Origin of the sequence: Kribbella aluminosa, from assembly GCF_017876295.1 — a bacterium.
Lineage (GTDB): Bacteria > Actinomycetota > Actinomycetes > Propionibacteriales > Kribbellaceae > Kribbella > Kribbella aluminosa.
In genome coordinates this window covers 2,534,261-2,558,561 of the sequence record NZ_JAGINT010000001.1, presented here as the reverse complement: position 1 = coordinate 2,558,561, position 24,301 = coordinate 2,534,261, and the positions used below count along the sequence as shown (strand labels likewise).

Annotated in this window: 28 protein-coding genes; 12 read left to right on the top strand and 16 right to left on the bottom strand. The window is 65.7% G+C overall.

Annotated elements, in window-relative coordinates; genetic code table 11:
- Positions 1-4: 4 nt before the first annotated feature.
- Positions 5-1,192 carry a CaiB/BaiF CoA transferase family protein gene (locus tag JOF29_RS12465; protein WP_209694352.1) on the bottom strand — a complete coding sequence of 396 codons (1,188 nt, stop codon included), beginning with the start codon at positions 1,190-1,192 and terminating at the stop codon, positions 5-7.
- Between the two features lie 208 nt (positions 1,193-1,400).
- On the opposite strand from JOF29_RS12465, the gene JOF29_RS12460 reads away from it, so the two are divergent.
- The 7 genes from JOF29_RS12460 to JOF29_RS12430 are packed head-to-tail and all read left to right on the top strand — an operon-like array spanning position 1,401 to position 6,801.
- Positions 1,401-2,270, top strand: a complete 870-nt coding sequence (locus JOF29_RS12460) for a hypothetical protein (protein ID WP_209694351.1) — start codon at positions 1,401-1,403, stop codon at positions 2,268-2,270.
- Entirely contained in the window at positions 2,267-2,971 is a 705-nt protein-coding gene (locus JOF29_RS12455; protein WP_209694350.1) for an amidohydrolase family protein, read from the top strand. Before JOF29_RS12460 ends, JOF29_RS12455 begins: the two co-directional genes overlap by 4 nt.
- Positions 2,962-3,927, top strand: a complete 966-nt coding sequence (locus JOF29_RS12450; protein WP_209694349.1) for an NAD(P)-dependent oxidoreductase — start codon at positions 2,962-2,964, stop codon at positions 3,925-3,927. Before JOF29_RS12455 ends, JOF29_RS12450 begins: the two co-directional genes overlap by 10 nt.
- Positions 3,914-4,624, top strand: a complete 711-nt coding sequence (locus JOF29_RS12445; RefSeq protein WP_209694348.1) for an SDR family NAD(P)-dependent oxidoreductase — start codon at positions 3,914-3,916, stop codon at positions 4,622-4,624. The genes JOF29_RS12450 and JOF29_RS12445 overlap by 14 nt, the downstream gene beginning before the upstream one ends.
- 4 nt (positions 4,625-4,628) lie before the next feature.
- Positions 4,629-5,426: a DUF6282 family protein gene (locus JOF29_RS12440; protein ID WP_209694347.1), complete on the top strand. Its 798-nt coding sequence runs from the start codon at positions 4,629-4,631 to the stop codon at positions 5,424-5,426.
- Positions 5,423-6,145 carry an SDR family NAD(P)-dependent oxidoreductase gene (locus JOF29_RS12435; protein ID WP_209694346.1) on the top strand — a complete coding sequence of 241 codons (723 nt, stop codon included), beginning with the start codon at positions 5,423-5,425 and terminating at the stop codon, positions 6,143-6,145. The genes JOF29_RS12440 and JOF29_RS12435 overlap by 4 nt, the downstream gene beginning before the upstream one ends.
- A gap of 32 nt (positions 6,146-6,177) precedes the next feature.
- Positions 6,178-6,801: an RraA family protein gene (locus JOF29_RS12430; protein WP_209694345.1), complete on the top strand. Its 624-nt coding sequence runs from the start codon at positions 6,178-6,180 to the stop codon at positions 6,799-6,801.
- A gap of 23 nt (positions 6,802-6,824) precedes the next feature.
- Here the strand turns inward: JOF29_RS12430 and JOF29_RS12425 are convergent, their stop codons facing one another.
- A complete protein-coding gene (locus tag JOF29_RS12425; RefSeq protein ID WP_281067224.1) occupies positions 6,825-7,955 on the bottom strand; it encodes an amidohydrolase family protein in 1,131 nt (376 codons plus the stop codon).
- 47 nt (positions 7,956-8,002) lie between these two features.
- On the opposite strand from JOF29_RS12425, the gene JOF29_RS12420 reads away from it, so the two are divergent.
- Together JOF29_RS12420 and JOF29_RS12415 are read left to right on the top strand one after the other, a co-directional pair.
- Complete coding sequence (locus tag JOF29_RS12420; RefSeq protein WP_209694343.1) at positions 8,003-8,449, top strand: FAS1-like dehydratase domain-containing protein; 447 nt, start codon at positions 8,003-8,005, stop codon at positions 8,447-8,449.
- A 47-nt stretch (positions 8,450-8,496) separates the two neighbouring features.
- Positions 8,497-8,874, top strand: a complete 378-nt coding sequence (locus JOF29_RS12415; protein WP_209694342.1) for a MaoC family dehydratase — start codon at positions 8,497-8,499, stop codon at positions 8,872-8,874.
- 21 nt (positions 8,875-8,895) lie between these two features.
- Here the strand turns inward: JOF29_RS12415 and JOF29_RS12410 are convergent, their stop codons facing one another.
- The 3 genes from JOF29_RS12410 to JOF29_RS12400 form a co-directional block, all read right to left on the bottom strand.
- Positions 8,896-9,807, bottom strand: a complete 912-nt coding sequence (locus JOF29_RS12410) for a VOC family protein (protein WP_209694341.1) — start codon at positions 9,805-9,807, stop codon at positions 8,896-8,898.
- Positions 9,808-9,908: 101 nt separating this feature from the next.
- The gene (locus tag JOF29_RS12405; RefSeq protein WP_209694340.1) at positions 9,909-10,685 is read right to left on the bottom strand and encodes an IclR family transcriptional regulator; all 777 of its coding nucleotides are present in this window, start codon (positions 10,683-10,685) and stop codon (positions 9,909-9,911) included.
- A gap of 121 nt (positions 10,686-10,806) precedes the next feature.
- A complete protein-coding gene (locus tag JOF29_RS12400) occupies positions 10,807-11,169 on the bottom strand; it encodes an antibiotic biosynthesis monooxygenase family protein (protein ID WP_209694339.1) in 363 nt (120 codons plus the stop codon).
- Positions 11,170-11,379: 210 nt separating this feature from the next.
- Here JOF29_RS12400 and JOF29_RS12395 point away from each other — a divergent pair, with 210 nt between their 5' ends.
- Positions 11,380-12,192: an alpha/beta hydrolase gene (locus JOF29_RS12395; RefSeq protein WP_209694338.1), complete on the top strand. Its 813-nt coding sequence runs from the start codon at positions 11,380-11,382 to the stop codon at positions 12,190-12,192.
- A gap of 22 nt (positions 12,193-12,214) precedes the next feature.
- Here JOF29_RS12395 and JOF29_RS12390 read toward each other — a convergent pair whose 3' ends face one another.
- Genes JOF29_RS12390 through JOF29_RS12380 form a run of 3 tightly spaced genes read right to left on the bottom strand, consistent with a single transcriptional unit; the run spans position 12,215 to position 14,146 of the window.
- Complete coding sequence (locus tag JOF29_RS12390; RefSeq protein ID WP_307863284.1) at positions 12,215-12,598, bottom strand: cupin domain-containing protein; 384 nt, start codon at positions 12,596-12,598, stop codon at positions 12,215-12,217.
- A complete protein-coding gene (locus JOF29_RS12385) occupies positions 12,595-12,975 on the bottom strand; it encodes a hypothetical protein (protein WP_209694337.1) in 381 nt (126 codons plus the stop codon). Before JOF29_RS12385 ends, JOF29_RS12390 begins: the two co-directional genes overlap by 4 nt.
- Positions 12,976-12,988: 13 nt before the next feature.
- Positions 12,989-14,146, bottom strand: a complete 1,158-nt coding sequence (locus JOF29_RS12380; RefSeq protein ID WP_209694336.1) for a Gfo/Idh/MocA family protein — start codon at positions 14,144-14,146, stop codon at positions 12,989-12,991.
- 203 nt (positions 14,147-14,349) lie between these two features.
- Here JOF29_RS12380 and JOF29_RS12375 point away from each other — a divergent pair, with 203 nt between their 5' ends.
- The gene (locus tag JOF29_RS12375; protein ID WP_307863283.1) at positions 14,350-15,876 is read left to right on the top strand and encodes an aldehyde dehydrogenase; all 1,527 of its coding nucleotides are present in this window, start codon (positions 14,350-14,352) and stop codon (positions 15,874-15,876) included.
- A gap of 35 nt (positions 15,877-15,911) precedes the next feature.
- On the opposite strand, the gene JOF29_RS12370 is transcribed toward JOF29_RS12375, so the two are convergent.
- The 4 genes from JOF29_RS12370 to JOF29_RS12355 form a co-directional block, all read right to left on the bottom strand.
- Positions 15,912-16,247 (bottom strand): Dabb family protein, encoded by a 336-nt coding sequence (locus tag JOF29_RS12370; protein ID WP_209694334.1) that lies wholly within the window; start codon positions 16,245-16,247, stop codon positions 15,912-15,914.
- Positions 16,248-16,301: 54 nt separating this feature from the next.
- The gene (locus JOF29_RS12365) at positions 16,302-17,117 is read right to left on the bottom strand and encodes an SDR family NAD(P)-dependent oxidoreductase (protein WP_209694333.1); all 816 of its coding nucleotides are present in this window, start codon (positions 17,115-17,117) and stop codon (positions 16,302-16,304) included.
- Between the two features lie 53 nt (positions 17,118-17,170).
- Positions 17,171-18,103 (bottom strand): TauD/TfdA dioxygenase family protein, encoded by a 933-nt coding sequence (locus JOF29_RS12360; protein WP_209694332.1) that lies wholly within the window; start codon positions 18,101-18,103, stop codon positions 17,171-17,173.
- Between the two features lie 79 nt (positions 18,104-18,182).
- A complete protein-coding gene (locus tag JOF29_RS12355) occupies positions 18,183-19,064 on the bottom strand; it encodes an alpha/beta hydrolase (RefSeq protein WP_245358555.1) in 882 nt (293 codons plus the stop codon).
- 148 nt (positions 19,065-19,212) lie between these two features.
- Here JOF29_RS12355 and JOF29_RS12350 point away from each other — a divergent pair, with 148 nt between their 5' ends.
- Positions 19,213-20,166: an alpha/beta hydrolase gene (locus JOF29_RS12350; protein WP_209694330.1), complete on the top strand. Its 954-nt coding sequence runs from the start codon at positions 19,213-19,215 to the stop codon at positions 20,164-20,166.
- 82 nt (positions 20,167-20,248) lie between these two features.
- On the opposite strand, the gene JOF29_RS12345 is transcribed toward JOF29_RS12350, so the two are convergent.
- Genes JOF29_RS12345 through JOF29_RS12330 form a run of 4 tightly spaced genes read right to left on the bottom strand, consistent with a single transcriptional unit; the run spans position 20,249 to position 24,175 of the window.
- A complete protein-coding gene (locus tag JOF29_RS12345) occupies positions 20,249-21,199 on the bottom strand; it encodes a TIGR03621 family F420-dependent LLM class oxidoreductase (protein ID WP_209694329.1) in 951 nt (316 codons plus the stop codon).
- A gap of 11 nt (positions 21,200-21,210) precedes the next feature.
- A complete protein-coding gene (locus JOF29_RS12340) occupies positions 21,211-22,506 on the bottom strand; it encodes an SDR family NAD(P)-dependent oxidoreductase (RefSeq protein WP_281067223.1) in 1,296 nt (431 codons plus the stop codon).
- Positions 22,503-23,345 carry a carbohydrate ABC transporter permease gene (locus JOF29_RS12335; protein ID WP_209694327.1) on the bottom strand — a complete coding sequence of 281 codons (843 nt, stop codon included), beginning with the start codon at positions 23,343-23,345 and terminating at the stop codon, positions 22,503-22,505. The genes JOF29_RS12340 and JOF29_RS12335 overlap by 4 nt, the downstream gene beginning before the upstream one ends.
- Positions 23,342-24,175 carry a carbohydrate ABC transporter permease gene (locus tag JOF29_RS12330; RefSeq protein ID WP_209694326.1) on the bottom strand — a complete coding sequence of 278 codons (834 nt, stop codon included), beginning with the start codon at positions 24,173-24,175 and terminating at the stop codon, positions 23,342-23,344. The genes JOF29_RS12335 and JOF29_RS12330 overlap by 4 nt, the downstream gene beginning before the upstream one ends.
- Between the last annotated feature and the right edge of the window lie 126 nt (positions 24,176-24,301).

The following is a 24,301-nucleotide window of genomic DNA, read 5'->3' as shown; positions in this document are numbered from 1 at the left end:
GAACTCAACCCGCCGTGGCGACAGTTGCAGCGGTGTGGCCCGCCAGCTCCTGAAGGAGCTCGTCTGTGTGCTCGCCCAGGCGCGGCGCGCGGGTTCGCACCGCTGCCGGCGTCCTCGAGAAGTCCACCGGGCTGGCCACCATCTGGCGCGCCACGGATCCGTCTTCTGTGGTGACTAGCATGCCGCTCGCCTCCGTCTGGGGATCGGACAGCAGATCGGCGACGTCATTGACGGGTGACCAGAAGAAGTTGGCCTCGCTGTCGAACCGCCTCGCCCAGTCCTCGCGCGGGCGCTTGGCGAACTCGACGTCGAGAATGCCGACCAACTCGCTGGCGTTCTCGTAGCGAGCCTGGATGCTCGAAAATCTCCGGTCGCTCTCCAACTCCGGTCGTTCGACGATCCTGGTCAGCGCGGGCCAGTGCCGGTCCGACTCGATCCCGAGGAGCCAGAAACGCTTCCCGTCAGCGGCCGAGTAATTGTTGGCAAGCGGGTTGGCCGGCGCGGTACGCACAGGATGCGAGGGATCCAAGTCGAGAAGCAACTTCGTGTTGAGGTCGCTGCTCATCTGATACCCCGCGACACGCACCAGGGATGTCGAAACCAGCTGTCCCTCGCCCGTGCGCTCGCGGTCGTACAGCGCCGCGCTGATCATGCCCGCCGCAGCGACGCCGGCGAAGTGGTCACCCATCCCGCTACGCTGCAGGGGGAGATCCTGCCCGGGAGCGCACAGCAGGTCAGCGACCGCGCCCCGAGCCCAGCAGGCCCCGAGGTCGAACGCGCCCGCGGCGGCCGTCGGCCCTGACAGGCCGTACCCGGTGATGAAGGCATAGATCAGGCGGGGATCACGAGCAAGCAGCGTCTCATGGTCCAGCCCCAGCCGCTGAAGAGCAGCGCCACGCATGTTCGTCAGGAAAACGTCTGCGGTGGCGATGAGCTCGAGAGCGCGCTGGTTCTCCCTGGGCTCCCTGAGGTTCAGTACGATGCTCCGCTTTCCCCTGTTGTCCGGATCGAAGAAGGGGTTGTAAGCGACGTCCGGACCGAGTTCGGTGTAGATCGCACGCAGCGGATCACCCGCCGGCGGCTCGACCTTGATGACGTCCGCACCCCAGTCGGCAAGGATTCCACCGGCCGACGGGCCGGCGACCCAAGCGGCCAGTTCGACGACTCGGACGCCATTCATTGGTCCCGGCATGCCGCACCCTCCTCTGCTTGTTTTCTGCAACGTAGTCAGGCATCGCGAAGCACCGTCCCGTGCCGTTCCGGCACCCGGAACTCGACGGCGTGCAAGCTCGGGCCCAGTGCCTATCTTTCGGAGGTCCAACCGGCAACTGGGCTCGATCGAGGTCCGCGAGATGGTCAGGAGCGAAGACACGGTGCACGCGCAAGGTCCGATCACGACAGTGGACGATGCGACCACCGGCGAGAAACCCACCGTCGGATCCTGGCTCATCGTCGGCCACGGCTCCGTCGGCTTGGTGCTCGCCGAACGGGTGCTCGCGGCCGGTGGCACAGTCCTGGTCAGGGACGACGCCCCTAGAGTGCGACCGCCGCAACACGATCGAGTGAGCCAGGTCGGAGCACAGGAGCGCGTCGCCGCGTCCCACGTCGCCCTGTGCGTGCCGTCGTCAGTCGCCCCAGATGCCGCCGCTTACGTGCGCTTGTACGTCGAAGGCCGGCCGATGATCCTCGACTGGGCGAGCGCACCACCATCGACGAAGGTGGCGACCGCCGGCCCGACCGCCGACGACTGGATCGACGTTGCCCTGCTCGACTCCCTCGACAGGGTCGTCGATCGGCCACTTCTGGCTATCAGTGGGATGCGATCGGTAGCGGCAACGACAGCGTTGCGCGCACTCGGGTTCGACGTCGATGTCGCAGGCGAGACCGTGGGGCAGGCCGCCGCGGTCAAACTCACCCGCTCCCTCTTCATGAAGCCTCTCGAAGCACTGGTTGTGGAGTTCAGGGCGAACGCCAAGGTTCTCGATCCCTCGGGAGTCGCTTGGCGCTCTATCCAACAGAACCTCGGCCGTGTCTTCGCCGACTTCGCCGACGTTCTGGTGACGAGCGACGTCACCCATGCGGGACGGCGCACGCCCGAACTGCGACACGCCATCTCGTACGCCGCAGACCAGGAGTGCGCGTCTCCCGTCGCGGGTTCCGCCGCGGAGGTCCTAGCTCGTCTGGCGGAGCATTGGGCCGACACAGCAGCAGTAACTGGGCACGCCGTCGACCACATCTTGTCTGCCGCGAGGCCGGCGTTCCAGCGATGACGATCGATCAGGTGGACACGGACGCCTCCGCGAAACCGGCAGACGTCGACGGGTCTCGATCCGGGCAGGAGGTGTGGGTTGCTCCTCGCCTGGCAACCTCCCCGACCGACGAGGCGTGGTCGGAGACAACCATCGGCGGAGCGCTCCTACGCCGGCAGTTCGTGTTCGTCCCGTCCCCCGATCCTTGGGAGCACGTCCACGCGGCACAAAGGGCCATGGAAGCCGGCGCTCCCCGCGTGCTCAGGCTCCGTCCCGGCATCCCCGGGCATCGGTTTCCCCTTGTCGACTGGGTGCTCGAGCCGTTGCCCGCGATCTGCGAACGCGAGGGCTATGCCTTGGCGCTCGACTGGGGCCCAAGCGGAGCGCTCCCATTGGCCGAGCTGGCAAGCTTCGCATGCTCGGCACCCGAGGTGCCGCTCCTCCTGCTCGGAGACAGGCTGTTCGAGCAGACCGCCATCTGGCGGCTACTCGACCGCTGCCCGAACATACTCCTCCAGATCACCAACCGCGCCGGGCCCGTGGACCTCGCAACGGGTATCGAGACCTTCGGCGCACACCGGTTCGTCTACGGGTCCCGCGGCGCGGGCAGCTGTGCGGACGAGACACTGCTCGCTGCGCTCGAAGTCGACGACAAAGCTGCCCTGCTGAACGGCAACGCCCGACAGCTCGACTCGCTCGGCTGGCGCGAACAATGGCTGTGACGGGCCGGCTTCTCCTCGTCCTCGACTCACTACTCGACGACGACCTGACTGTCGAAACAGCCGCATCTCAAGAGCTGGGCTGGGAGCTGCGGCGCTGGAGCGGGGACCTGCAAGAGCTCGGCACCGCGGACGCGGTCGTCCACGTGCGCACAGCCATCGACCGCGATTTGATCTCACGCCTCGCGAGGTGCCGTGTCGTCGGACGCTTCGGCACCGGTGTAGACACCGTCGACCTGGCCGCGGCCGAGACGGCTCGGCTCGCGGTCGTCAACGTCAGGGACTACTGCACCGCCGAGCTGGCCAACCACACCCTCGGTCTCGGTCTCGCGCTGGTCCAGCGGCTCGGGCCGCAGCACGACAACGTCGAGTGGCAGCGCCACGGCTGGCAGGAGTACATCGCCCAGAACGCGCGTCCCGGCGCCATGAACGCCCTGGTCATCGGGCTCGGCGCCGTTGGTCGACACCTCGCCGAGAGCATCGTGACGCTCGGCTGGCGCACGATGGTCACCAGCCGACGAGCCGATGTTCCTCTCGATCCTCAGATGACCGCCGTCAGTCTCGCGCAGGGTCTCGCCCGCGCCGACATTGTCTTCGTGCAGTGCGAATTGGGCCCAACCACCCGCGGCTTCTTCAACGAGGAGCTCATCCGGTGCGTGCGCCCGGGCACGATCCTCGTCAACACGGCCCGCGTCGCCTTGCTGGACGAGAACGCAGTCGCAGCCGCCATCCAGGACCGGACGCTCGGCGGCCTGGGCCTCGACGCGCGGCTCGCACCCGAGGGGCCGCTCGCCGCGGTCCTCGGCCATCCGCGCGTTCTTGTGACACCTCACATCGGGTGGTACAGCGAGCGCTCTCTCCACCAGCTCCGACGACGCACGGTGACCAGCACCATCACGACGTACCCGAACACCTCGGACCACGACACCGAACAGGACCCACCTCATGCCCTCAACTGACTCCCGCGTCTGCGTCGTCACCGGCGCCGCAGGCGGCATCGGCCTCGCGACGACCACCGTCCTTCGCAACGACGGCTGGACTGTCGTCGGCCTGGACCGCCAAGCGAATCCCGACATGGAGCTCGCTGTGTGCGACATCACCGACCCCGCGGCCGTCGATGCGGTCAGTGCACAAGTGCTGGATCAGTACGGACGGATCGATGCACTTGTCAATGCGGCGGGCGCAGGAACGCCCGTGTCGTTCGACGACGCCACCGATGAGATCTGGCAGCGGGTCTACGACGTCAACCTGTTTGGAACCGTGAGGATCTGCCGGGCATTTCTGCCGCTGCTGCGCAAATCGACGTACGAGCACCCGAGCATCATCAACTTCACGTCACAGGCCGCCAAGACAGGTGGGCTTCTCATCGGGGCGCCCTACTCGACCGCCAAAGCCGCGGTCCTCTGCCTGACCATGTCCCTCGCCGGAGAGCTCGGCCCCGAGGGCATCAGAGTGAACGCCGTTGCCCCAGGCATCATCGAGACGCAGTTCCTCGACAACGTGCCGGGCATCCGCGACCGCGGGGCCGGTATCCCGCTTCGGCGGATCGGGCGCCCCGACGAAGTTGCCCAGGTCGTGAACTTCCTCGTGTCCCCGGCGGCGTCCTACCTCACGGGCGAGACCGTGGACGTCAACGGCGGCATCTACATGGACTGAGATCATGCTCAGTTGGGATCTGCACGTACACCCTGGGTCGGCCGCCGAGGGACGGTGGGGCGATGGCGGCGAGGTGCGTGAAGCCGCGCGCCGAGCCGGGGTCAAGGGCCTGGTCTGGAAATCCCATGGAGGCTCCACGGCGGCGTTCACCAGTGAGCTGGCTCCCGGCTCTCCCTGGGTCATCCCGTCGATCGTCCTGAACCCGAGCGTGTCCCCCGCGGACGTGCACGCGGCGATCGAGCGCGGTGTGCGCTGGATCTGGGGTCCGTCCCGCCGCGCGGACGGTTCGCTCGGATGGGAACTGCCCCTCCCCCGATCATGGAAGGAGATCGCCGAAATGTTGTGTGATCTCGCGGAACCGGTCGTGCTCGCCACCTCGCACCTCGAACACACGGGCCGGCACGAGTTCGCTTCGTTCTGCTCCACCGCTCCGGCAATCCTGTGCACCGTCACGCACAGCCTGTACCTCTCCGACAGCGAGGTCACGTCTTTGGCCGGCAAAGGAGCGGTGTTCGAGGTCGATCTCTACACGCTGACACGAACCGTGCGCGACGTCCCGCTGGCTCCGTTGGCCCCGCGCGCCGACCTGCTGCACTCCCTGGGCTCCACGATCTACCTGACCTCGGACGCCGGGCAGGCAGCCGTGGGCAACCCCTATGTCTTCGTGCGCGAGGAGCTGGACAGACTGCGGGTGTCGCTCGGAAACCGCCTGGAACGGCTCGCCTCCTCGGGCCCCGAACGCGTGGCCCGGCACATCTGGGTCGACCCCGACGACACTGCCATCGCACCGGACTCGCAATGAGCACCGGCATCGTCATCGGCGCTGGTGACGTCGCGGCCTCGACTGTGGTCCGACTTCAGGACTCGGTCCAGCGGGTCATCGCCCTCGACCTGTCTGTCGATGCCCTCACCCGGCTTCCCGGATCCGGCACGAGCCGGCTTGTCCAGGTACTGGGAGACATCAACGACGAGGCCGCCCGTGCCGCCGTCGTGCGAGCCGCCCAGGGGGCGGATGACTCGATCAACTGGGTTCTGCTGACCGCAGGTGTGGGAGCCCGGGGGGCCCTGGAAACCTTGACGCCGGCACGGGTACAGACGACCTTCGCCACCAACGTGGTGTCCCCCGTCCTGCTGCTGCAGGCCCTCCTCCGCGACTGCGCCTGGGCCTCCGGCGCGCGCATCGTGGGTCTCGGTTCCATCTCCGCCCGCCGACCGCTCCCCGAACGAACGGTCTACGGCGCTACCAAGGCGGCCCTTGAGGCCTTTCTCGTTTCCCTGGGCGTAGAGCTCGCTCCGCGCCAGATCATCGTGAATGTCGTTTCGGCCGGGGTGATCGACAGCGCCTTCATCGCCGCTGCCCGCGACGACCTCCACGACTGGGCACAAGCACGAGTGCCCGCGGCGCGACTCGGCCGCGTTGACGAGGTCGCCGACCTCATCGCGTACCTCATCAAGGACGCCCCCTCGTACCTTTGCGCGGCACGCGTGGTGCTCGACGGCGGCGCCGAGGCGCTCGCATGACCAACACGATTCCGACCAACGAGGAGATGAGGATGGACGAGATCAAGAAGGACCTGCTGCGGCTGGGCGTCGCAACGCTGTACGAGGCTGCTGGACGCCGCGGACTGATGGCCGGGGCGGAGCTCCTCGTCGGAGTGCCCTTCGCGGGGCAAGCACACACGGCTGAGATTCCCGCCGGGGACAACCTCGGACTTCATAACGGGCTCAGGGCCCCAGAGCGAACCGGCGACATCTATTGCGTCGCCAGTGCCGGGAAGGGCCGCTACGGCGTCATCGGGGAACTGCTCGTCGAGCAGTTGCGCGCCGGGGCGTGGCAGGCGATCGTGCTCGACGACGCAATCCGTGACATCGATCTGCTGGAGGCACCGCCATCGGTCGCCGCCCGCGGGATCTGCTCACGCGGCACTGTCAAGCGCCGCGCCGGCAGAGTCAATGTGGACATCAGCCTCGGTGGCATTCTCGTACGACCGGGCGACTGGGTGGTCGGCGACCGCGACGGCGTCGTCGTCATTCCCGAGGGTCGCGTCCTCAACGTCCTGGCAGCAGCCGAAACCAGGCTCGCCAAGGAAACGAGGATCGCTGAGCTGGTCAGGACGGGTGCGACCGTGCTGGCGGCGAACCTCACCGCGACCGAGGAGCTCGCGGCGTCCAGCTAGCTGGAGTGAGCGGGACGTCCTGCTCACTCCGACTGGCCGCTTCGGTCGCCGAGGAAGACCAACGCGTTGCCACCACTGACACCCCGGAGCTCGTCGTCGGCGACGAGGCCGAGCTGCGTCGCCTGTTCGAGGATCAGCTGCGGGCGGGGCCCATTCGGCAGGAACGGGTAGTCCGACCCGGCCACGATGTGGCCGATCCCGAACCGTGCCCTGAGCAGGTCCAGATGTCGCGGGTCGAAGACGAGAGAGTCGACGTAGAAGCGCGCGACGAGTTCGTCCCAGCGGGCCTCGAGACCGGGCTGGCTGAGCGAGCGGCCGAACTTCAGCCGAGGCCACATCCAGGGGAGGGCTCCCCCGCCGTGCGACAGGCAGATCCGCAGCCCTGGGAAGTCCTCGAGAACGCCGCCAAAGACCAGCGCGCTGGCCGCCACTGCCGTGTCGGTGAGCATCCCGATTCCGAACGACAAGTCGACCGATGCAGCCCTGCTCACGCATCTGGTGTCCATCGGGTGGATGAACAGCGGCACCTGCCGCTCCTCCGCGGCGGCAAAGAACGGGCGCATCTCCCGTGCATCCAGTTCGGTCGGCCCCACGATGGTGCCCAGCTCCAACCCGGCCAACCCGAGCTCGTCGATGCATCGCTTCAGCTCAGGGACCGCCGCCGCCGGGTCCTGGAGCGGCACCGTGCCGAGACCTCGCAGCCGGCCATTGCCCTCGGCAACCGTTCGCGCCAGCCAGTCGTTCAGGTGCCGGGCATAGCGCAGCGCCAGCTGCGGCTCGGCCCAGTACGTGAGCGCCACCGGAATCGGTGAGATCACCTGGATGTCCACGCCCAGTGCATCCATTTCACTCAGCCGGGCGGCCGTGTCCCAACACGGCCGCCGCACGACCCGGAACGTCTTGGGGCCCTGCATCACGGCTCCGGTCAAGGCGTCAGGATCGGCGAACAGCACGGGCCATCGATCGTCGCCGGTTTCGGCAGCCAGGTCTGGGAGGTCCGCCGGCATGAAATGGGCATGGAGATCAACCACCGGGTTCGTCTGAGGAACGTCGTCGAGATTGGACACAGGAGAAGCAGAGCGCAGTTCGAGCGCTGATCGCCAGGCGGCGTTCTGCCTCGCGGAAGGCTGGGACCGAGGTTTCTTTCCGGTCATTGGAACCAACGTGGGCTCCGTCGGTCGAGATACCGGAGCATTGAGGCATGGATCGCTCCGCTGTCGTCATCGGCAAGACCGGGCAGGACTTCGTGCTTCCGATCGAGCGTGGGAAGCTGCGGGAATTCGTTCACGCGGTCGCGGAGAGGTCGATCGACACCGACGATGCGACCGCGGTCATTCCTCCCACGTTTCTCGCCACCGCCATGTGGTGGCAAGGCCCCGAGGCGAACCCGTTGCACGACGCCGGGCTCGACTCGTCACGGATGCTCCACGTGGAGGTGGAGTACGTCTTCCCGAACGGAGCTCCACAGGTCGGCGCCACCCTGACAGGTTCAGCCCGAATCTCCGAAACGTGGGAGAAGGAGGGCAAGCGCGCCGGGCCGATGACCTTCGTCGCGGTCACCACCGACTTCCGGAACGAGGATGGAGACATGGTTGCTCAGAGCATCTGGACCGAGGCCCACATCTCACGTCCGGCGACAGCACAGTGAGCGCGCCGGCCGTCCCCATCTCGCTGGCATCGCCGCCGGAGCCGAGCGTGTACGGACCTCTCAGCGTGACGGACTTCGTCGTCTACCAGGGCGCCTCCGGTGACCTGGCATCCATCCACCACGACACCGAAGTGGCTCGCGCGGCGGGCTACGACAAGCCCTTCGCCCCTGGGATGTATCCGGCCGGCCTACTCGCGTCCTGGGCCACGTCGTGGCTCGGAGCCAGGAACCTCCGCAGGTACAAGGTCCGCTTCGCACAGATGGTGTGGCCGGGTGACACGCTCACCTGCAGCGGCACGATCGTCCGCGCCGAGGCACGGGACCGCGACTCGCTCATCGAGCTGGAACTGGAGGCTCGCGCCGGCGACGAGATCGTACTGAAGGGCTGGGCGACCTTCGTCGTACCGGCATCCGACCTGTCCTGAGCGCGTTACCCGCAGGCACAGTCACAACGCGGACGCCGGGTCCAGCTTCTCGGTGAACGACGCCTTGGAGTCCACCCGCGGCGGGGGAAGGGGCTCCTTCCAGACGTCCAGCGCACCCTTGCCCATCACGAAACGCCGAGGAAGGTGCGTCGCGTCGTCGATCACCGCGTGGTCCGTGGAAAACTCGATCGAGAAGCCCAGCCACGGCTCGATCACGTAAACCCCCATCGAGCCCGACGTGGGGTGGCGGAGGATGTCCAACTCGAGTTTCATGCCGAGTGACACAGCGTTGTGCCGGAATCGCATGACTTCGTCCAGGGAGCCGACCAGCACGCAGAAGTGCGAGAACGTCGGCGCACTGAGGCCGGGCGCTCCGCGGGCGAAGCCGAGCGAGTGATGATAGCCGTTCGCGCACCGTAGGAACTCCACCGATTCCTCAACTTGGTCCGACACCTCGAAGCCGAGAACCTCGCGGCAGAAGGCGGTCTCGTCGTCATAGTTCGGCACCACCCAGAGGGTGTGCAACATCTTGTCCAGAGCGATTCCGTTCGGGGCAATGGGCACAGCGAGCTCGGCCATCTTCGTGAAGATCTCCCACTCGATGCCGGCCGGGTCACGGAACCGGATCCATTCCTCGACACGGTCAACCTTGAAGTCACCGCCGCGAATGAAGTCGGTCCCTGCGGTGGCCAGATCCGCGGCAATGGCTTCGTACGAGGTTCGATCGACTGCCTGGTAGGCAATCCGGGTGACACCTGGATTGGGTCCCTCCTCCAGACGCAGCCAGTGGTGGTCCGCGCCTCCGCTCATAAAGGCGACACCCGCGCGGCGCTCGGTTACCTCGAGGCGAACGACCCGTGCATAGAAGTCGATCGCCTGCTCCAGGTCCGCAACCTCGATCGTGACGTATCCGAGGCGTTCGATCCGATACATTGTCCTCACCCTTCGTCTGGCGCCAAGTATTTCTGCAGGTCGGCCCGGTTGCGGCTGAGAATTCCGGCGCACGGAACGCCAGTCGACCGTTGCCGAGGGCATCAATAGGGCGCCGACAGAGCGTTCGCAATCTGCACCGCCGCGCGACGCACGTGGTTCCGATCGGACATCAGGTGGGCACTCGAGCCGATCCGCGCCAGCGACACGGCCGCAACAGAGCGGCCCTCCAAAACGACTGGCGCCGCCACGCAGAACAGCCCGGGTTGCGCCTCCTCCAGGTCTTGTGAGTATCCGGCGCGACGGACCTCCGCGAGCTGGTCCAGCAGGAGTCGCGGGGCGACGATGGACCGTGCCGACGGGCGCGGAAGGTCATGCGAGAGAACGGAACGGACCACGGAAACGTCGCTGAACGCGAGGAGCGCCTTGCCGATGGCCGTGCACGTCGCCGGCATCCGAGCGCCGACTCGAGTCGGAATCCGTGTTCCTCCGCGGGCCGTGAGCTTCTCCAAATAGAGGACCTGGCCCGCCTCCAGGACAGCCAGGTGCACGTTTGCCCCCGTTGCCTCGAACACGTCCTCCAGAGGACGTCTCGCGATGTCCAGGAGGTCTCCCCACATTGACGTGCTCCGACTCATCTGCAGCGCGTACCAGCCGGCTCCGAGGCGATACCGCGATCCATTGTGGGCAACCATTTCCTCCTGGATCAGCTCGGCGAGCACCCGGTGTGCGGTGCTCTTGGGCAAGCCCGCGGCAACCGCCAACTCCGTGACACCGGCTTCGCCGCTGCTGCGCGCCAGTGCTCGCAGTAGCCGCGCAGCTTTGGCGACGGACGACACTACGCCTTCAGTGACTTCGAATCTCTCCAGTACAGATCCCACGTCCGTTCCTCCTCCTGCAAGTGCCCGTATCGCGGCAGTGCACTGCGCAAATTCAACGCGTGTAGATGTCAGCAATCTACGCGTGTTGACATCGAGGCACAAGACTCGGCTGTGGGAACGGTCACACCGATTCCGGGTCACACGGAAAGGCGACCCCGCAAGGGACGAAATGCTCATCGCGTGGCGGCTCGACGATGAACGGAACGACGAGAGCGCTCCACTCTGGATAGTGTGGGGAGTTCCGCCACTCCTCGAGGTGTGCGTCCATCGAGCGCCACTTGAGCAGCAGGGTGTACACGTTGCGTCTTTCGACGCCGCGCCAGTACTCGATCGAGATGAGGCCCGCACAACGCGCGATGACCGTCCGCGCCGTCCGCATCACGTGCTCGAACTCCAGTTCACGGCCCTTGGGGACCACGAACTCGGTCAGCTCGTACACGGGGCTCGCTTGCTCGCCGGTCTGGATCTCGTGCTCGGCGTTCATGGTCTCCTCCGGGCGTCGTCTACGCAGCTCGTTCAACGGGTGACGTGCGCCCGAAGCCTGCGCCCAGAACCTACGAGCGCGCGGGCCGGCCGACTGGGCTCCGTTCCGCGCGGTGGAACCGGACAGTTTCGCCACCCGGAACACAGGATCGCCGCCGCTCATCCGCACCGCCTAACCTGCAGCGACGCAGCGACTACCGCGGAGGCACTGATGTCGGCACACCGCACCATGCAGGTTCCCTCGGGTGAGTTGACCGTGCACGTGTGGAACCCCGCGCAGAGCCCTAGGGCTCTGGTACTGCTCGCTCACGGCTATGCCGAGCACGCGGGACGGTATGAACACGTCGCCCAATGGCTGACGGACTCCGGGGCGATGGTCGTAGCGCCCGACCACCGGGGACACGGCCTGTCTCCTGGCGAGCGCGGTCTCATGCGCGATCTGGACGAGTACGCAGAAGATCTCAGCGTCGTGGGCACCACGATGGCAGCGGAACACGAAGGTCTCCCGACCGCGCTGATCGGTCACTCGATGGGCGGGAACATTGCGATCCGATTCATGCAGCTCGGCCACGGACACGACCTTCGCGCCTTGGTGCTGTCGGCACCGGTCGCAGGCGGCAACCCAGAGGTCTTCGCCTTGGCGAACCACGACCCGATCCCGAACGTGCCGGTCGACCCGGCCGTGCTGTCACGAGACAGCGACGTGGGCCGGGCGTTCAGAGCCGATCCGCTCGTGTACCACGGTCCCTACCTGCGGGAGACGTTGACGGCGTACCGGACAAATGTGGCTCGGATCGCCGCCTCAGGCTCTCTGGGCGAGGTGCCGACACTCTGGGTCCATGGCGAACTCGATTCTCTGGCGCCGCTCGACCGCACCCGCGCCGCTCTCGAGAAGATCCGCGGCCCACGCTTCGAGGAAGTCGTCTACGCCCACGCCCGGCACGAGATCTTCAACGAGATCAACGCATTCGAGGTCCTGGGCGACGTCGTGTCCTTCGTGACAAGGTGCGTGACGCCGACATGACCTCTGGCTGTGGACCGAACACCTAGTGCTTCCCGTCGACGTCGACGGTCTCGCGGTAGGCGCTGGAGAAGGTGATCGCCAGCTCAGCCTGCTCGGCCCCGATGTTGCGGGCATGGTGAACCACTCCACTCGGGATCGAGACGACGTCGCCCGCGTTCATCTCGAGCTCGGTGCCGTCCAAGGACTGGATGATCCGTCCACGGACCACTCGCAGCACTTCGTCGCAGTTCGGGTGGAAGTGGCGCCCGTTCTGACTCCCGCGATTGATGAAGCACGTTCCGATCGTCATCGTCTCGGAGTTCCCCAGATGTGCCGACACCGACCATTCCAGCCGGCCCCACGGCATCGTCTCCGTCAGGTGCTCACCGGCCCGCCGCAAGCGCGAATCCATGGCGTCCTTGGTCACGACTGGTCTCCTATCTCAACTGTGTCCCCATTGGACACGATTGCTGATGCGTCGTCCCCGGCCAGGACGCACGCGACGAAGTGCGCGAGTCCTCCGCACAGCCCCTGCGTCACCTCGGCGCGACACTCGAAGGTGCTCAGACTCTCTTGCGACTCCCACACCACGGCTCCGGTCTCCGACCCTGCAGGAGCGAACGTCTGTTCGGCCAGCACGCGATCGACGTCGGCCACGGTTACCGCTGCCGGCTTCTCCATCCACACGTGATGACCGGAGAGGAAGGTAAGAAGAGGGAGGATATTTCGGTAGGCGTGCATGCCTGCCCCAACCTGTGCGATCCGCAGACGTTCGGGGGCGTCGGGTTGGTAGTCCATCATCATCCGCTTTCGAAGTTCAGGCGAGGCTGTCGTGGCGGAACTGGGGAATGGCCATCGGCTGGCCGCCTCGGAGAGCCGACTCGTGCGCGCACAGGCCGGGGGCCGTCCACGCAGCCGCCACTGCTGCCCGCACTGAGCTAGGCCGGCCCTCGACGATGCTGCGGACAAACTCGTTGACGAGGTGCGACTCGGCGCCGCCGTGTCCGGCGGCGCCGCGCAGCGCCTCGGGTAGATCGGTGTCGGTCGGCCCGAGAGTTGCGTGTTCAAAAGTGACCGAGGGAAACCTCGATACGGGCACGAGCTCGTCCAGAGCCTCGGTGTCGATGCCGAGCATGGCTCCGAAGGATTGCCTCTGAAGCACGAAGGCCTCATTCTCAGCCTCGGGATCGGCGAGCCTGAAAACCACCGGAGACTCCCCCGCGATCTGCTGCCACTCGAATGAGGCGTGCTCGCCATAAACACTGAAGGATTCCTGCACCTGGCGCGTCATCCGGAAGATGGACCTGGTGACTTCGGCCGCCAGCCCGCCCTCCAACTCGAAGATGGCCGTCTCAACAGGAAAGGGATTCCCAGTCGGGCCTGCCAGGGACTTGGGCATGACCCCTGACCCGAGACATCGGACGGAGACAGCCTCGGCGTCCGCGAGTTGGAGTAGCGGGGCCACCGCGTGCGTTGCGTACGACATTGGCGGGTACCACTTCCAGGGTGGCCACGCCTCGTAGTCGGAGTAGTGCGCCCCACGCAAGAACTGAATCCGCCCCAGATCCCCGGAGTCCAAGAGGCCCCGGGCGTGGAGGAATTCTTGGGTGTAGACCGCCGTCTCCATCATCATGTAGTTACACCCGGAGCGCGCCTCAGCGGCCACCAAGCCGTGCAACTCGTCGAGCGAGACAGCCGCGGGGACCGCGCAGGCGCAGTGCTTCCCGGCGTCGAGCACAGCGACCGATTGCTCAGCGTGAATTTGCATGGGCGTCACCAGATGGACGGCATCGATGTCCGGATCCGCCAAGACCTCATCAAGGCTGGCGCGCGTATCGTAGATGCCGAACGCGCGCGCAACCTGTCCCAGACGCTTCTCATCGGGATCGCAAAGTATGACCCTCGCGACATCGGGGTGCTTGCTGTAGAGCGGCACGAAAGTCAGTCCGAACGATCCCAGACCGACGACAGCCACGCGTACTGGTGTATGCCCCACGTTTTCGGTAGCCACGATTGTGAGGCTAGGGACACAGGCTCCCTCGCTCTGGCATCGGTACCACAGGCCGGAACCCGCCACCCCCTTTCCAGCGGGCGGAACATCGGGACGGCTGGTCGACGCCGCGCGACGAGAATCGTCAGGAAGGCTCGCTCTCCGCGGGTCGGTCGATCGCCACAGGTATGTCTTGCCTCGGGACCCGACAGGCCTGGGCGCGAAAGGGACTGAGCATGGATCTGAGACACGAAGGACCTCTGCCTTTCCGGCACCCGGACAAGTTCTACGTCGGTGGCAGCTGGATCCCTACGACGACCGGAGGTCACTTCGACGTGGTCGACCCGACCACCGAACATGTGGCATACCGGGCGCCGGCCGCCGGACCGGCTGAGGTCGACCTCGCGATCGCGGCGGCGCGCGCTGCCTTCGATGACGGCCCCTGGCCGAAGATGGAGCCTGGTGAGCGCGCGGAGTATCTGCGAGCCATCGCGGCCGGGGTACGCCGACGCACCGATGACCTGGCCGCCCTCTGGTCACGCGAGACTGGCGCGGTACACAGCGAGGCGGTGGCGGCGTTGGCCACACCTCCGGAGATCTACGAGTTCTACGCAGACCTGGCCGAGTCGTTCCCGTTCGTCGAACACTTCCCCGACGGGGACGATGCCGGCATTCGGCTGCTGCGGCTGCTGGTCCGCGAGCCGGTCGGCGTCGTCGGGGCGATCGTCCCGTGGAACGGTACGACGCCCATGATCGCCATGAAGGCGGCGCCGGCACTGCTGGCCGGCTGCACCCTGGTGGTCAAGTGCTCGCCCGAGGCCCCAGGGGCAGGGCAGATCATGGCCGAGATCGCCGAGGACGTGGGCCTGCCGCCGGGGGTGTGGAACGCGATCACTGCTGACCGGGAGGAATCCGAGTTGCTCGTTCGCGACAGCCGGGTCGACAAGGTCACCTTCACCGGATCCACGACTGCCGGGCGCCGCATCGGCTCGATCTGTGGCCAGCGCATTGCCCGTTGCACCCTGGAACTGGGGGGAAAATCGGCTGCCGTCGTGCTCAACGACTACGATGCCGCGGCCGTGGCCCGGGTGCTGGCCAACACGTGGCACTGGGCCGGCCAGGTCTGCGCGGCGCTCACCCGCGTTGTCGTCACCAGGAGTCGTCACGACGAGATTGTGAACGCGCTGCACGGCGAGTTCACCGGGGTCACGATCGGCGATCCGTTCGATGTCGCGACGCAGATGGGACCGCTCTCCATCGCCCGGCAGCGAGACAGGGTCGAGGGATACATCCGGACCGGGATCGACGAGGGCGCGATGCTGGTCACCGGTGGCAATCGACCAGCGGGTCTCGAGCGTGGCTACTTCATCGAACCCACGCTCTTCGCCAACGTCGACAACGCATCGACCATTGCACAGCAGGAGATCTTCGGCCCCGTGCTCGCTGTCATTCCCGCGGACTCCGAAGAGCAAGCTGTCGCGCTCGCAAATCAGTCGGCCTACGGTCTGAACGCCTCGATCTTCACCAACGATACGGACCGCGCTCTCGAGGTCGCGCGGCGGCTGCGGTCGGGCAGCGTCGGGCATAACGGTTTCCGAACGGACTGGACGATTGCGTTCGGCGGGTTCAAGGACTCTGGGATCGGACGTGAGTGCGGTCGCGAGGGCGTGTACCCGTTCCTGGAGCCGAAGACCGTCGTCCTCGAGGGAAAGTAGGCCGCCGCCGTTCACCTGCGGCCGCCCACCCCGTGTCAGGTGCCCTCGACGCGCGGATAGTCGTAGTCGGCACCTACCCCCGTCTCCTCCGAGTCCGAGAGCAACTGACTTATCGGATGATTCCGTGCCAGCTCCCGGAACTCACGGACCGCGTCCATATCGTCGCCGACGATGGTCATCGCGTGGGTGTAGCCACACGCGTGCGGCGAGGAGTTGCTTCCCCAGCTCACCAGGCGGATACCCGCCACCTGGTCACCCAGCCGGCAGACGTCTTCGAGAGCAGATTCGATCTCGTCGATCGGCGTGCCCTCCTTGTACCGATAGACCGCGAAGTGCACCGAGTGGCGCTCGATCAGGTCGGCTGAACTCATGGAGTTTGGATCCTCTCTCGAATGTACGTCGATGCACCCACTTCCGGGCACTGGTCAGATGGAGGCAAGCACCTCGTCGAACTCGCCCATCAGCGTCTGCTTCGACTCCGGATCGGGGAAGACGTGGAACTTCCCTGCCCGCATCGCGTCGATCGTGCAGTCCGCCACGAACGCCGGCGACTGCTTGGGCAGACTCGCAACGACAGCTTGGTCGGTGGTGTACGCCGCCCCGGTCGCCTTACCAGCTGCCTCGATCCGCGTCCTTTCGCGTTCCGTAATCCCAGTGTCGACCAGGCGGGGACACAGCAATGTCGTTGTCAACCAGGGATACTGCTCCGCAGCCTGGAGGCGCAGAGACTCAGTGAGCGAGACGACCGCATGCTTGCTGGCGAAGTACTGCGGAACAGATGCTGAGGGGACCCAGCCGCACTCAGAGGCCGTATTCACCACATGACACGGTTCGCCCAACTGCTGCATCCGGGGAAGGAACGAGCGCAGGCCGTTCAGGACACCCATCACGTTCACCCCGAACACCCGCGACCATTCGTCCACGTCGATCTCCCACACCGGATTCCCGGTCGGTCCGACGATGCCGGCGTTGTTGCAGAGGATCTGGACTGCGCCCAGTCGGTCGAAGGCGAAGTCGGCCAGGCCGTCGACAGCGGCTGCGTCCGCAACGTCGGTGATGCACGTGAACGTCTTGGCGCCAACCGCGGCCAATGCGGCCTCGGTCGCGACGAGTCCGTCACGATCGAGGTCGGCCAGCACCACGGCGCAGCCTTCACGGGCGAGCGCGAACGCGAGGGCTCGGCCGATACCGTGCGCTGCGCCGGTGACCACCGCACCGCTTCCGTCGAAGTTGTCGAACAACTCTTCTCCCCTTTGGTCAGCGGGCCATCCAGGACATGGGTATGCCTGGCAGCTCAGCTCATCGCGACGGCTTCTGGTAGCTCGGCGAACAGGTCCCCGAAGTCCAGTTCGTTGAGCACAACACGACGCAGTCGTCGACCGCTCGGACCTGTGCTCGCGTCTCGTGCGTGCTGCAGAGCGATGTTGTCCCAGATCACCAGGTCACCGACCTGCCAATGGTGCACGTAGCGGTTGTCGTCGCCGTACTGGTGCTTGGCGAGCTCCGCGAATACCACGTCACTCTCGTCCTCGGACATACCGACAATGTGGCTGGTCTGCTGCTCACTGACGTTCAGAAGCTCCTCGCCCGTCACCCGATGGCGGCCGAGCAACGGGTGGACGGAACGCGGGAAGTAGGCGTCCGACACGCCGGCCGCCTGCGCGCTGAGTCGGAAATGACCGTCCTTGGGCGTCGCGCCCGAGAAGTCGGTGCACTGGACTAGATCGAAGGAGGCGACCCGATCCCGAAGATCGGAGGGAAGGGATCGGGCCGCGTAGGTCATGTCGGCGAAGATCGTCGGGTCGTCATGCTCCATCTCCTCGGCGTAGAGCGAGATGACCTGCAGCGCGCCACTCTCGGCACACTGCCAGTCCGAGTGAAAGCGCAGGCGGTCCGTGCCCTTGACGTACGCGTCGGGGGTCGTCCCGACATGCGTGAAGAGCGAGCCGGCATCGTCCTCACGCATGATCCGGCCCATCGACTCAAGCAGTCGCACGTGCGTGTCGTCACTGATGCTGCCCTGCCTGAAGAGCAGGAGCTTGTGGGTGCCGAGCGCCTGATGGAGTTCCGCGGCGACTTCCGCCGAGATCGGTCGGTCGAGATCCATGCCGTGAACCTCAGCGCCGATGTGGTCCGAGAGTGGAGTGAACCTCATGCCTCGTCCTTCCGTCAGGTCCTGCGCCACCGCGAGGACCGTGGTTTCCTCTGTTGCGAGCTGACGTGCCACCAATCCTCGAGGGGTCACCGTCTGGCACAGCCGCTCGGAGCACGTTAGATCGTCTCGACTGTTCGGGCAGAGACACTGTTCAGCCGGCCGGAACCCCAGCCTGCCGAGATCCTCGACTCGCAACTCCCGGCGTTGGACGCGCATCCGGCGGACGTTCCGTCAGCGCTCGCAACATCGCCGCATCGAAGATGCGCTGTGCCAGTGCCGCAACCGGTGAGTCACCGGGAACCGCCCCGTGGCCGAGGCCGGGGGCACAGTAGACCTCCACCGGAACCCCTGCTCGGAGCAAGCGCTGCGCGAAGCAGAGCCCCTCGTCCCGCAGCGGGTCCAACTCGTTGACCTGAATAAACGTCGCGGGCAACCCGGCGAGCGCCTTGGTGCGAGCGGGCGCGGCATACCGCGAGGTACGACGACGGTCGGTGCCCGGTGGAAGATAGACGTGCCACATCTCCGCTACGTCCTCGAAGGTGAGGCCGTTGTTGCTCCGCCGGTGCTGCTGCATCGAAAACGTGCTCAACCGGTCGTCGAGGGCAGGCACATGGAGCAACTGATGGGTGATGCGAGGACCGGACCGATCGCGCGCGAGGAGCGAGACCGCCGCTGCTAGAGCGCCGCCCGCACTCGATCCGGTGACGACGACTCGAGATCGATCGATCTCGAGTGCGTCGTAGGCCCAGCACAGGGCCGCGTAGCAGTCCTCGGGCGCGGCCGGGAACGGGTGCATCGGAGCCAACCGATAGTCGACCGACACGACCATCGCCCCCATCCGGGCGATGGCTACATCGGTCGCGGAGAAGGAATCGGCACTGAACCGCGTGAAGCCTCCACCGTGGATGCGGAGCACCAAGGGCGGCGCCCCTTGGAGTCGCCGGAGACTGTAGAGGAGTACCCGCACCGGGGGGCCTGCCTGGTTCGGCGCGAACCTCTCAGCCGAGACGATCGCTCGATGAGCCTGAGCCATGGGTGCCATACCGGATGCTCGCAGTCGACCCGCCCTGCGCCGCACCGGTCGGTTCTGGCACGCGGAACAGGACCGCGACGTACACGATCCACGTTGCAAACATCGTTGACCGAGTGATTGGTAGAACCAGGCCCTAGCCAAGGACGAGATGACCACCTACGACCCCCAGTTGGCACCGTACGTCTCGCGGCTGCCGTCGGTGGACCTGAGCGACATCGTCGGGGCACGCCTGGAGATGGAGCGGGTCCGACAGAATCTCGGGACCGCACCTACCTTGCGCGATGTCTGCTGGGACGATCGTCAGATCGGGGGCGATGACGGTAGCGTGCAGGTCCGCGTTCGCGTCTACGAACCGGTCCGCCGAGCGGCCGAGCCAACGCCGGCCATCTTGTTCCTTCACGGGGGCGGCTTCGTCATGGGGAGTATCGAGAGCGAGCATCTAGCAGCAGGTGTACTCGCCGTTGCGGTTGGTGTGGTAGTCGTGTCGGTCGAGTATCGACTCGCGCCCGAGCACCCCTACCCCGCCGCGTTGGAGGACGCGTACCTGGCCCTCCAATGGGCCTACGACAATTGTGATTCCCTTGGCATCGACCCCCGACGGATCGCTGTGCTCGGAAACAGCGCCGGGGGTGGCCTCGCCGCAGCGCTCGCGATCCTCGCTCGCGACCGTCAAGGCCCACCGATCTGCTTCCAGGCGCTGGGGATCCCGGAGGTCGATGACCGGTTGATTACCCGCAGCAGCCGCGAGTTCGTCGACACGCCTCTCTGGACGCGGGCGGCTGCCGAACTCAGCTGGCGCTACTACCTGGGTGAGTTGTATGGCCAGGACATCCTTCCGCTCACCGCCGCGCCCGGACGTGCGGTCCCCGAGGAGCTCGTGGGTCTACCACCCGCTTACGTGTCGGCCATGCAGAACGACCCCCTGCGCGACGAGGACGTGAACTATGCGCTCGCGCTGATGCACGCGGGAGCGATGGTCGAGCTGCACTCGTTCCCAGGGACGTTCCACGGTTCGGCGCAGGTACCTTCCCACGTCTCGAAGCGGCACCATCGAGAGCAGGTCGCATGCCTGCGTCAGGCACTGGGTCTGCTGGCCGACTGAGCTCCTGACTGCAGGCTCATCGGTCCCGGCACGCGCACAACAACAGCGCCAGCCAGAGAGCCCTCTGCCAACAGTCCCTTCATCAGGAGCCGTTGAGCCGTGCGACCACGGGGGCGAAGGCATCGCAAGACGCAGCGTCAACCGTGACATAGGAAACGCCCCACTGCTCGCGGCGTCGGCATAACTCGTCACATACGCTGTCGACTGTTCCGACCAGGGACATCACCGAACTGGTTATGTCGGCATCGGCCGCAGCCCGTTGAACCGCAACTCGCCGTACCGCCTCCCGGGGGTCGTTGGAGATCAGCAGCGTGAACACGGTCATCTGGAGTTCCACAGCGGAAAAGCGATCGCCGGCGCCCTCGCGGATCCAAGCCAGTTTCTGATGGAGGCGTTCCTCGCTCATGTCTCGAGCCCTCTCCTGAGGTCCCTTGGATCGCGTAGAGACGTGCACCCCGACAATGTCCGCGAGTTCGCCGGCTTTGCGAAGAATCTTGGAAGTGCCGCCCCCAATCGCCACCGGCGGATGGGGTTGCTGGATCGGCCTGGGTAGGCCTCGATAGTCCCGGACCGAGTAGTACTCACCTGCAAAGTCGAATGCTTCGCCCGCCCACCCCAGCTTCATGACTCGCACCGCCTCGGCAAGCCGATCGATCCGGGTCGGCGCAGGATCGTAAGGGACGCCCAAGGCCCGGTAGTCCGATTCCAGCCAGCCTGCCCCGATTCCAAGTTCGAAACGTCCATCCGTCAGCACGTCGATTGTGGCGGCCTCCCTCGCGACGAGAGCCGGATGCCGATAGTCATTGGCGAGCATCGCCGTACCGACCCGAAGGTTCGCCGTCGCTGCTGCGGCATCAGCGAGCGCGAGCAATGGCGCCGACCCGCCGAACGGCAGGAATTGGCCGACATGATCGCCCATCAGTAACGTGCTGTAACCGAGTCCCTCGGCGCGTTGAGCGAGCTCGCGCCACCTGCGCACGTCCGCCGGACCGTCGTAGACAACCAGCCCGAACCGAAACGGACGTTCACTCATGCGACGTCTCCTCAGGTCGCAATCGGTTCTGGACGCAGAGCTTTCACCAGCGCGTCGAACCGGTGTCGGTCTCCAGCGATTCGCAAGCGACCATCCAACATTGCTTGATCGATTGGCTCTTCTCCCGACAGCACTCGTCGGAAAGCGTCTGGCTCGGCTTCGACGATCGCGGAGACTCCGTCATCGCCGCCGTGCCGATCAATCTCGATACCGTCAGGTGAAACCCGGCAGACGAGGTCATACCGTCCGATAACAACCTGAAATACTCCTTCCAGGCCGCGGATTCGCTCGGGATCGGCGCGCACCACAAGTGAGACCAAGGCCCGGAGCAGGTCTACGTTCACCTGGTTCACACCACCGGGTTCATATGCTTCCTCCGGGCGCGCTCGCACCTGGGCGTCGACCTCCACGGCGTCTTCGCCAACCAGGATGCGCCATCGCCCCTCCTGTACGCCGGCCAGAATCTGCCGCACCGCCTGAGCAGCGGGCATCATGAAGATGTCCCTCAGCAGGCTGGTGATCTTGGACAGGTCGCCTTCCGCCAGATCGGTCGTCGGCACCCCGAGAAGTTTGAGATGGTCCCGGATTCCCACCCCGCCCGCGGAATCCGGTTCAGCCCGGCGGCCGAGGATTCGGTCACTGTTCGAACTGAGACCTGTCACCACCGTGCCCGGAAGGACGGTCGCCACACGGACCGATGGCGCATAAGTTCGGAAGTCTTCGATCAGCGCTTCAGTGAGTCCCCGGACGGCAAACTTGGCCGCACTGTATGCCGTGCACGGCGCACCGTCCCCGTGTCTGGCAAAGAAGCCGTTCAAACTGCTGGTGTTGACGAGCCATCCTGCGCGGCCGGCCATCAGCATTGGCAGGAACGCACGACTGGGTAGGTAAACGGCGTTCCAACAGACCGAGAAGACGCGCTCCCATCTTTCGCGGTCCCCGTTCACAAAGCTTTCCTCGCCGTGAACCCCAGCATTGTTGAAGAGGAAATCTAGATGGTCGGCGAGGTGGGCGGTGGCCACTGCGTCCGGTAGCCCGTCTACAGAGACCCGATCTGCCACATCGCACACATGTGACGACAGGATCACGTCTTTCTGAGCGACGCTCTTGGCTCGAGCAAGAGTTTCCTTGATGCCTGGTCCGTCCAGATCGCAGGCAGCAACACCACAGCCACGGGCGGCCAATTGAATCACCAGTTCCCTGCCCATCCCGCTAGCGGCGCCCGTTACGACCGCCAGACGGCCGGCGTAGATGTCTCGGTCGGCTGGAGAACCGCTGATTCCTAGCTGACTCGAGGAGCTGCTCATCCGTTCAAAGCGCCTTCGCTGAGACCGCCGATGACGCGCTTCTGGAAGATCACGTAGACGATCAGCAGCGGGATGTTGCTCAAGATCACCTGCGCGAAGACCAGGTTCCACTTCAGCGTGAACTGACTGGAGGAGGCGAACTTGTAGAGCGTGAGCGGAAGAGTCGCCATGTCCGGATCGGGTAGCAGGTAGATGCTCAGGAAGAATTCGTTCCACACAGAGATCGACAGGAACACCGCACCCACGAAGAGAACCGGCGTGATCATCGGCAGGATGACGTGCCAGTACGTCCGGATGCGGGACGCCCCATCCAGAAACGCGGACTGCTCGATATCGCGGGGAATCGCACTGACGAACCCGGTCACCATGAAGATGACGATGCCGAGGCGGGTGCCGGTCAACGCGAGCATGAATCCTAGCCGGGACCCCTCGAGATTGAGCTGCATCAGGAGGTAGATGGTGGGGATGATGCCGGGCGGAAGCAGGATCGACAGGATCGACGCGTAGTAGAGGAACCGTACGGTTCGCCGGTGCGACCTGGCGTAGATCCACGCCGCCATCGAGCCGAGCAGCAGCACTGCCAGGATGGTCGGCACCGCAATGATGAAACTGTTCGCCAGTCCTCGGAAGTACGAGCCCTGAACGATGACCGTCCGGTAGTTGTTGACGATGTTCCATCGGTCCGGCCAGGCGATGCTGAGCACACTCGCCTCGGCCTCGGTCTTGAACGAGTTGACGATGAGGAACCAGAACGGCACCGCGATCCAGACGATGGCGATCGCCGTGAGCGTCCCATGGCGGAGCCAGGAACGGACTCTCGTAGCTTGGTGAAGGCTCACAGTGCCACCTCCCGGCGCCGCATGAACGCCACCAGTGGTACGGCCGTCGCCACCACCAGGGTCGTGACAACCAGACTCAGCGCACTGGCGTTGCCGAAGAAGCCCAGTCCGTACTGCTGGAACAGGGCCACATTGAGGACGGTCGTGGCGTTTCCGGGACCACCGGAGGTCGTGGCCATGATGACGTCGAACGCGCTGAGGGTGCCGACGAAGCCGATCACCAGATTGAACGTGAACGCCGGAATCAGCAGCGGTACCTTGATCCGCCAGAACCTGGTCCAGCCGGCGGCACCGTCCATCGTCGCGGCCTCGATGATGGGCCGAGGCACGGAGTTCAGTCCGGCGACGTACACCAACGTGGCGAGCCCACTCCACTTCCACGCCTCGATCGCCGCCGTGCAGATGAGGGCGGACGTGGCGTTTCCGAGCCAGGCGTAGTCGAAGTGCCCGGGAACCAGCACGGAGATGGCGGAGTTCACCGGCCCGTTCGGGCGCAACATCGCCGACCAGATGTAGCCCGCGGCCAGCGGGGAGATCAGTACCGGCAGGAAGAACAACGTTCGGAAGAAGGTCGTCCGTCTCGAAGGCGTCTGAAGCAGAGTCGCAAGGCCGAGGCTCACAACGTTCTGGACCACCACGACGACGAGCGCGTAGATCACCGTGACTTCGATCGCGTGCCCGAGGATCCCGAGGTCCGTGATCAGACGAAAGTTGTCCAGGCCGTTGAACGCTATCGCGTCGGAGAAGCTGGTCCAGTCGGAGAACGCGAACCCGGCATTGAAGACGAACGGGATGATGAAGAAGACGACGATCAGAGCGAGCGATGGCACGACGAACCCAGAGGTGGTCAGACCGGCGCGGAGCTGATGCCAACTCGGCCTCCGGCGCGCCTTGGAATTCGAACCGTCGCCTCCGGTTCGCCGTTTCGGCCGGCCAGGATCGGCGTCCGACGGGGC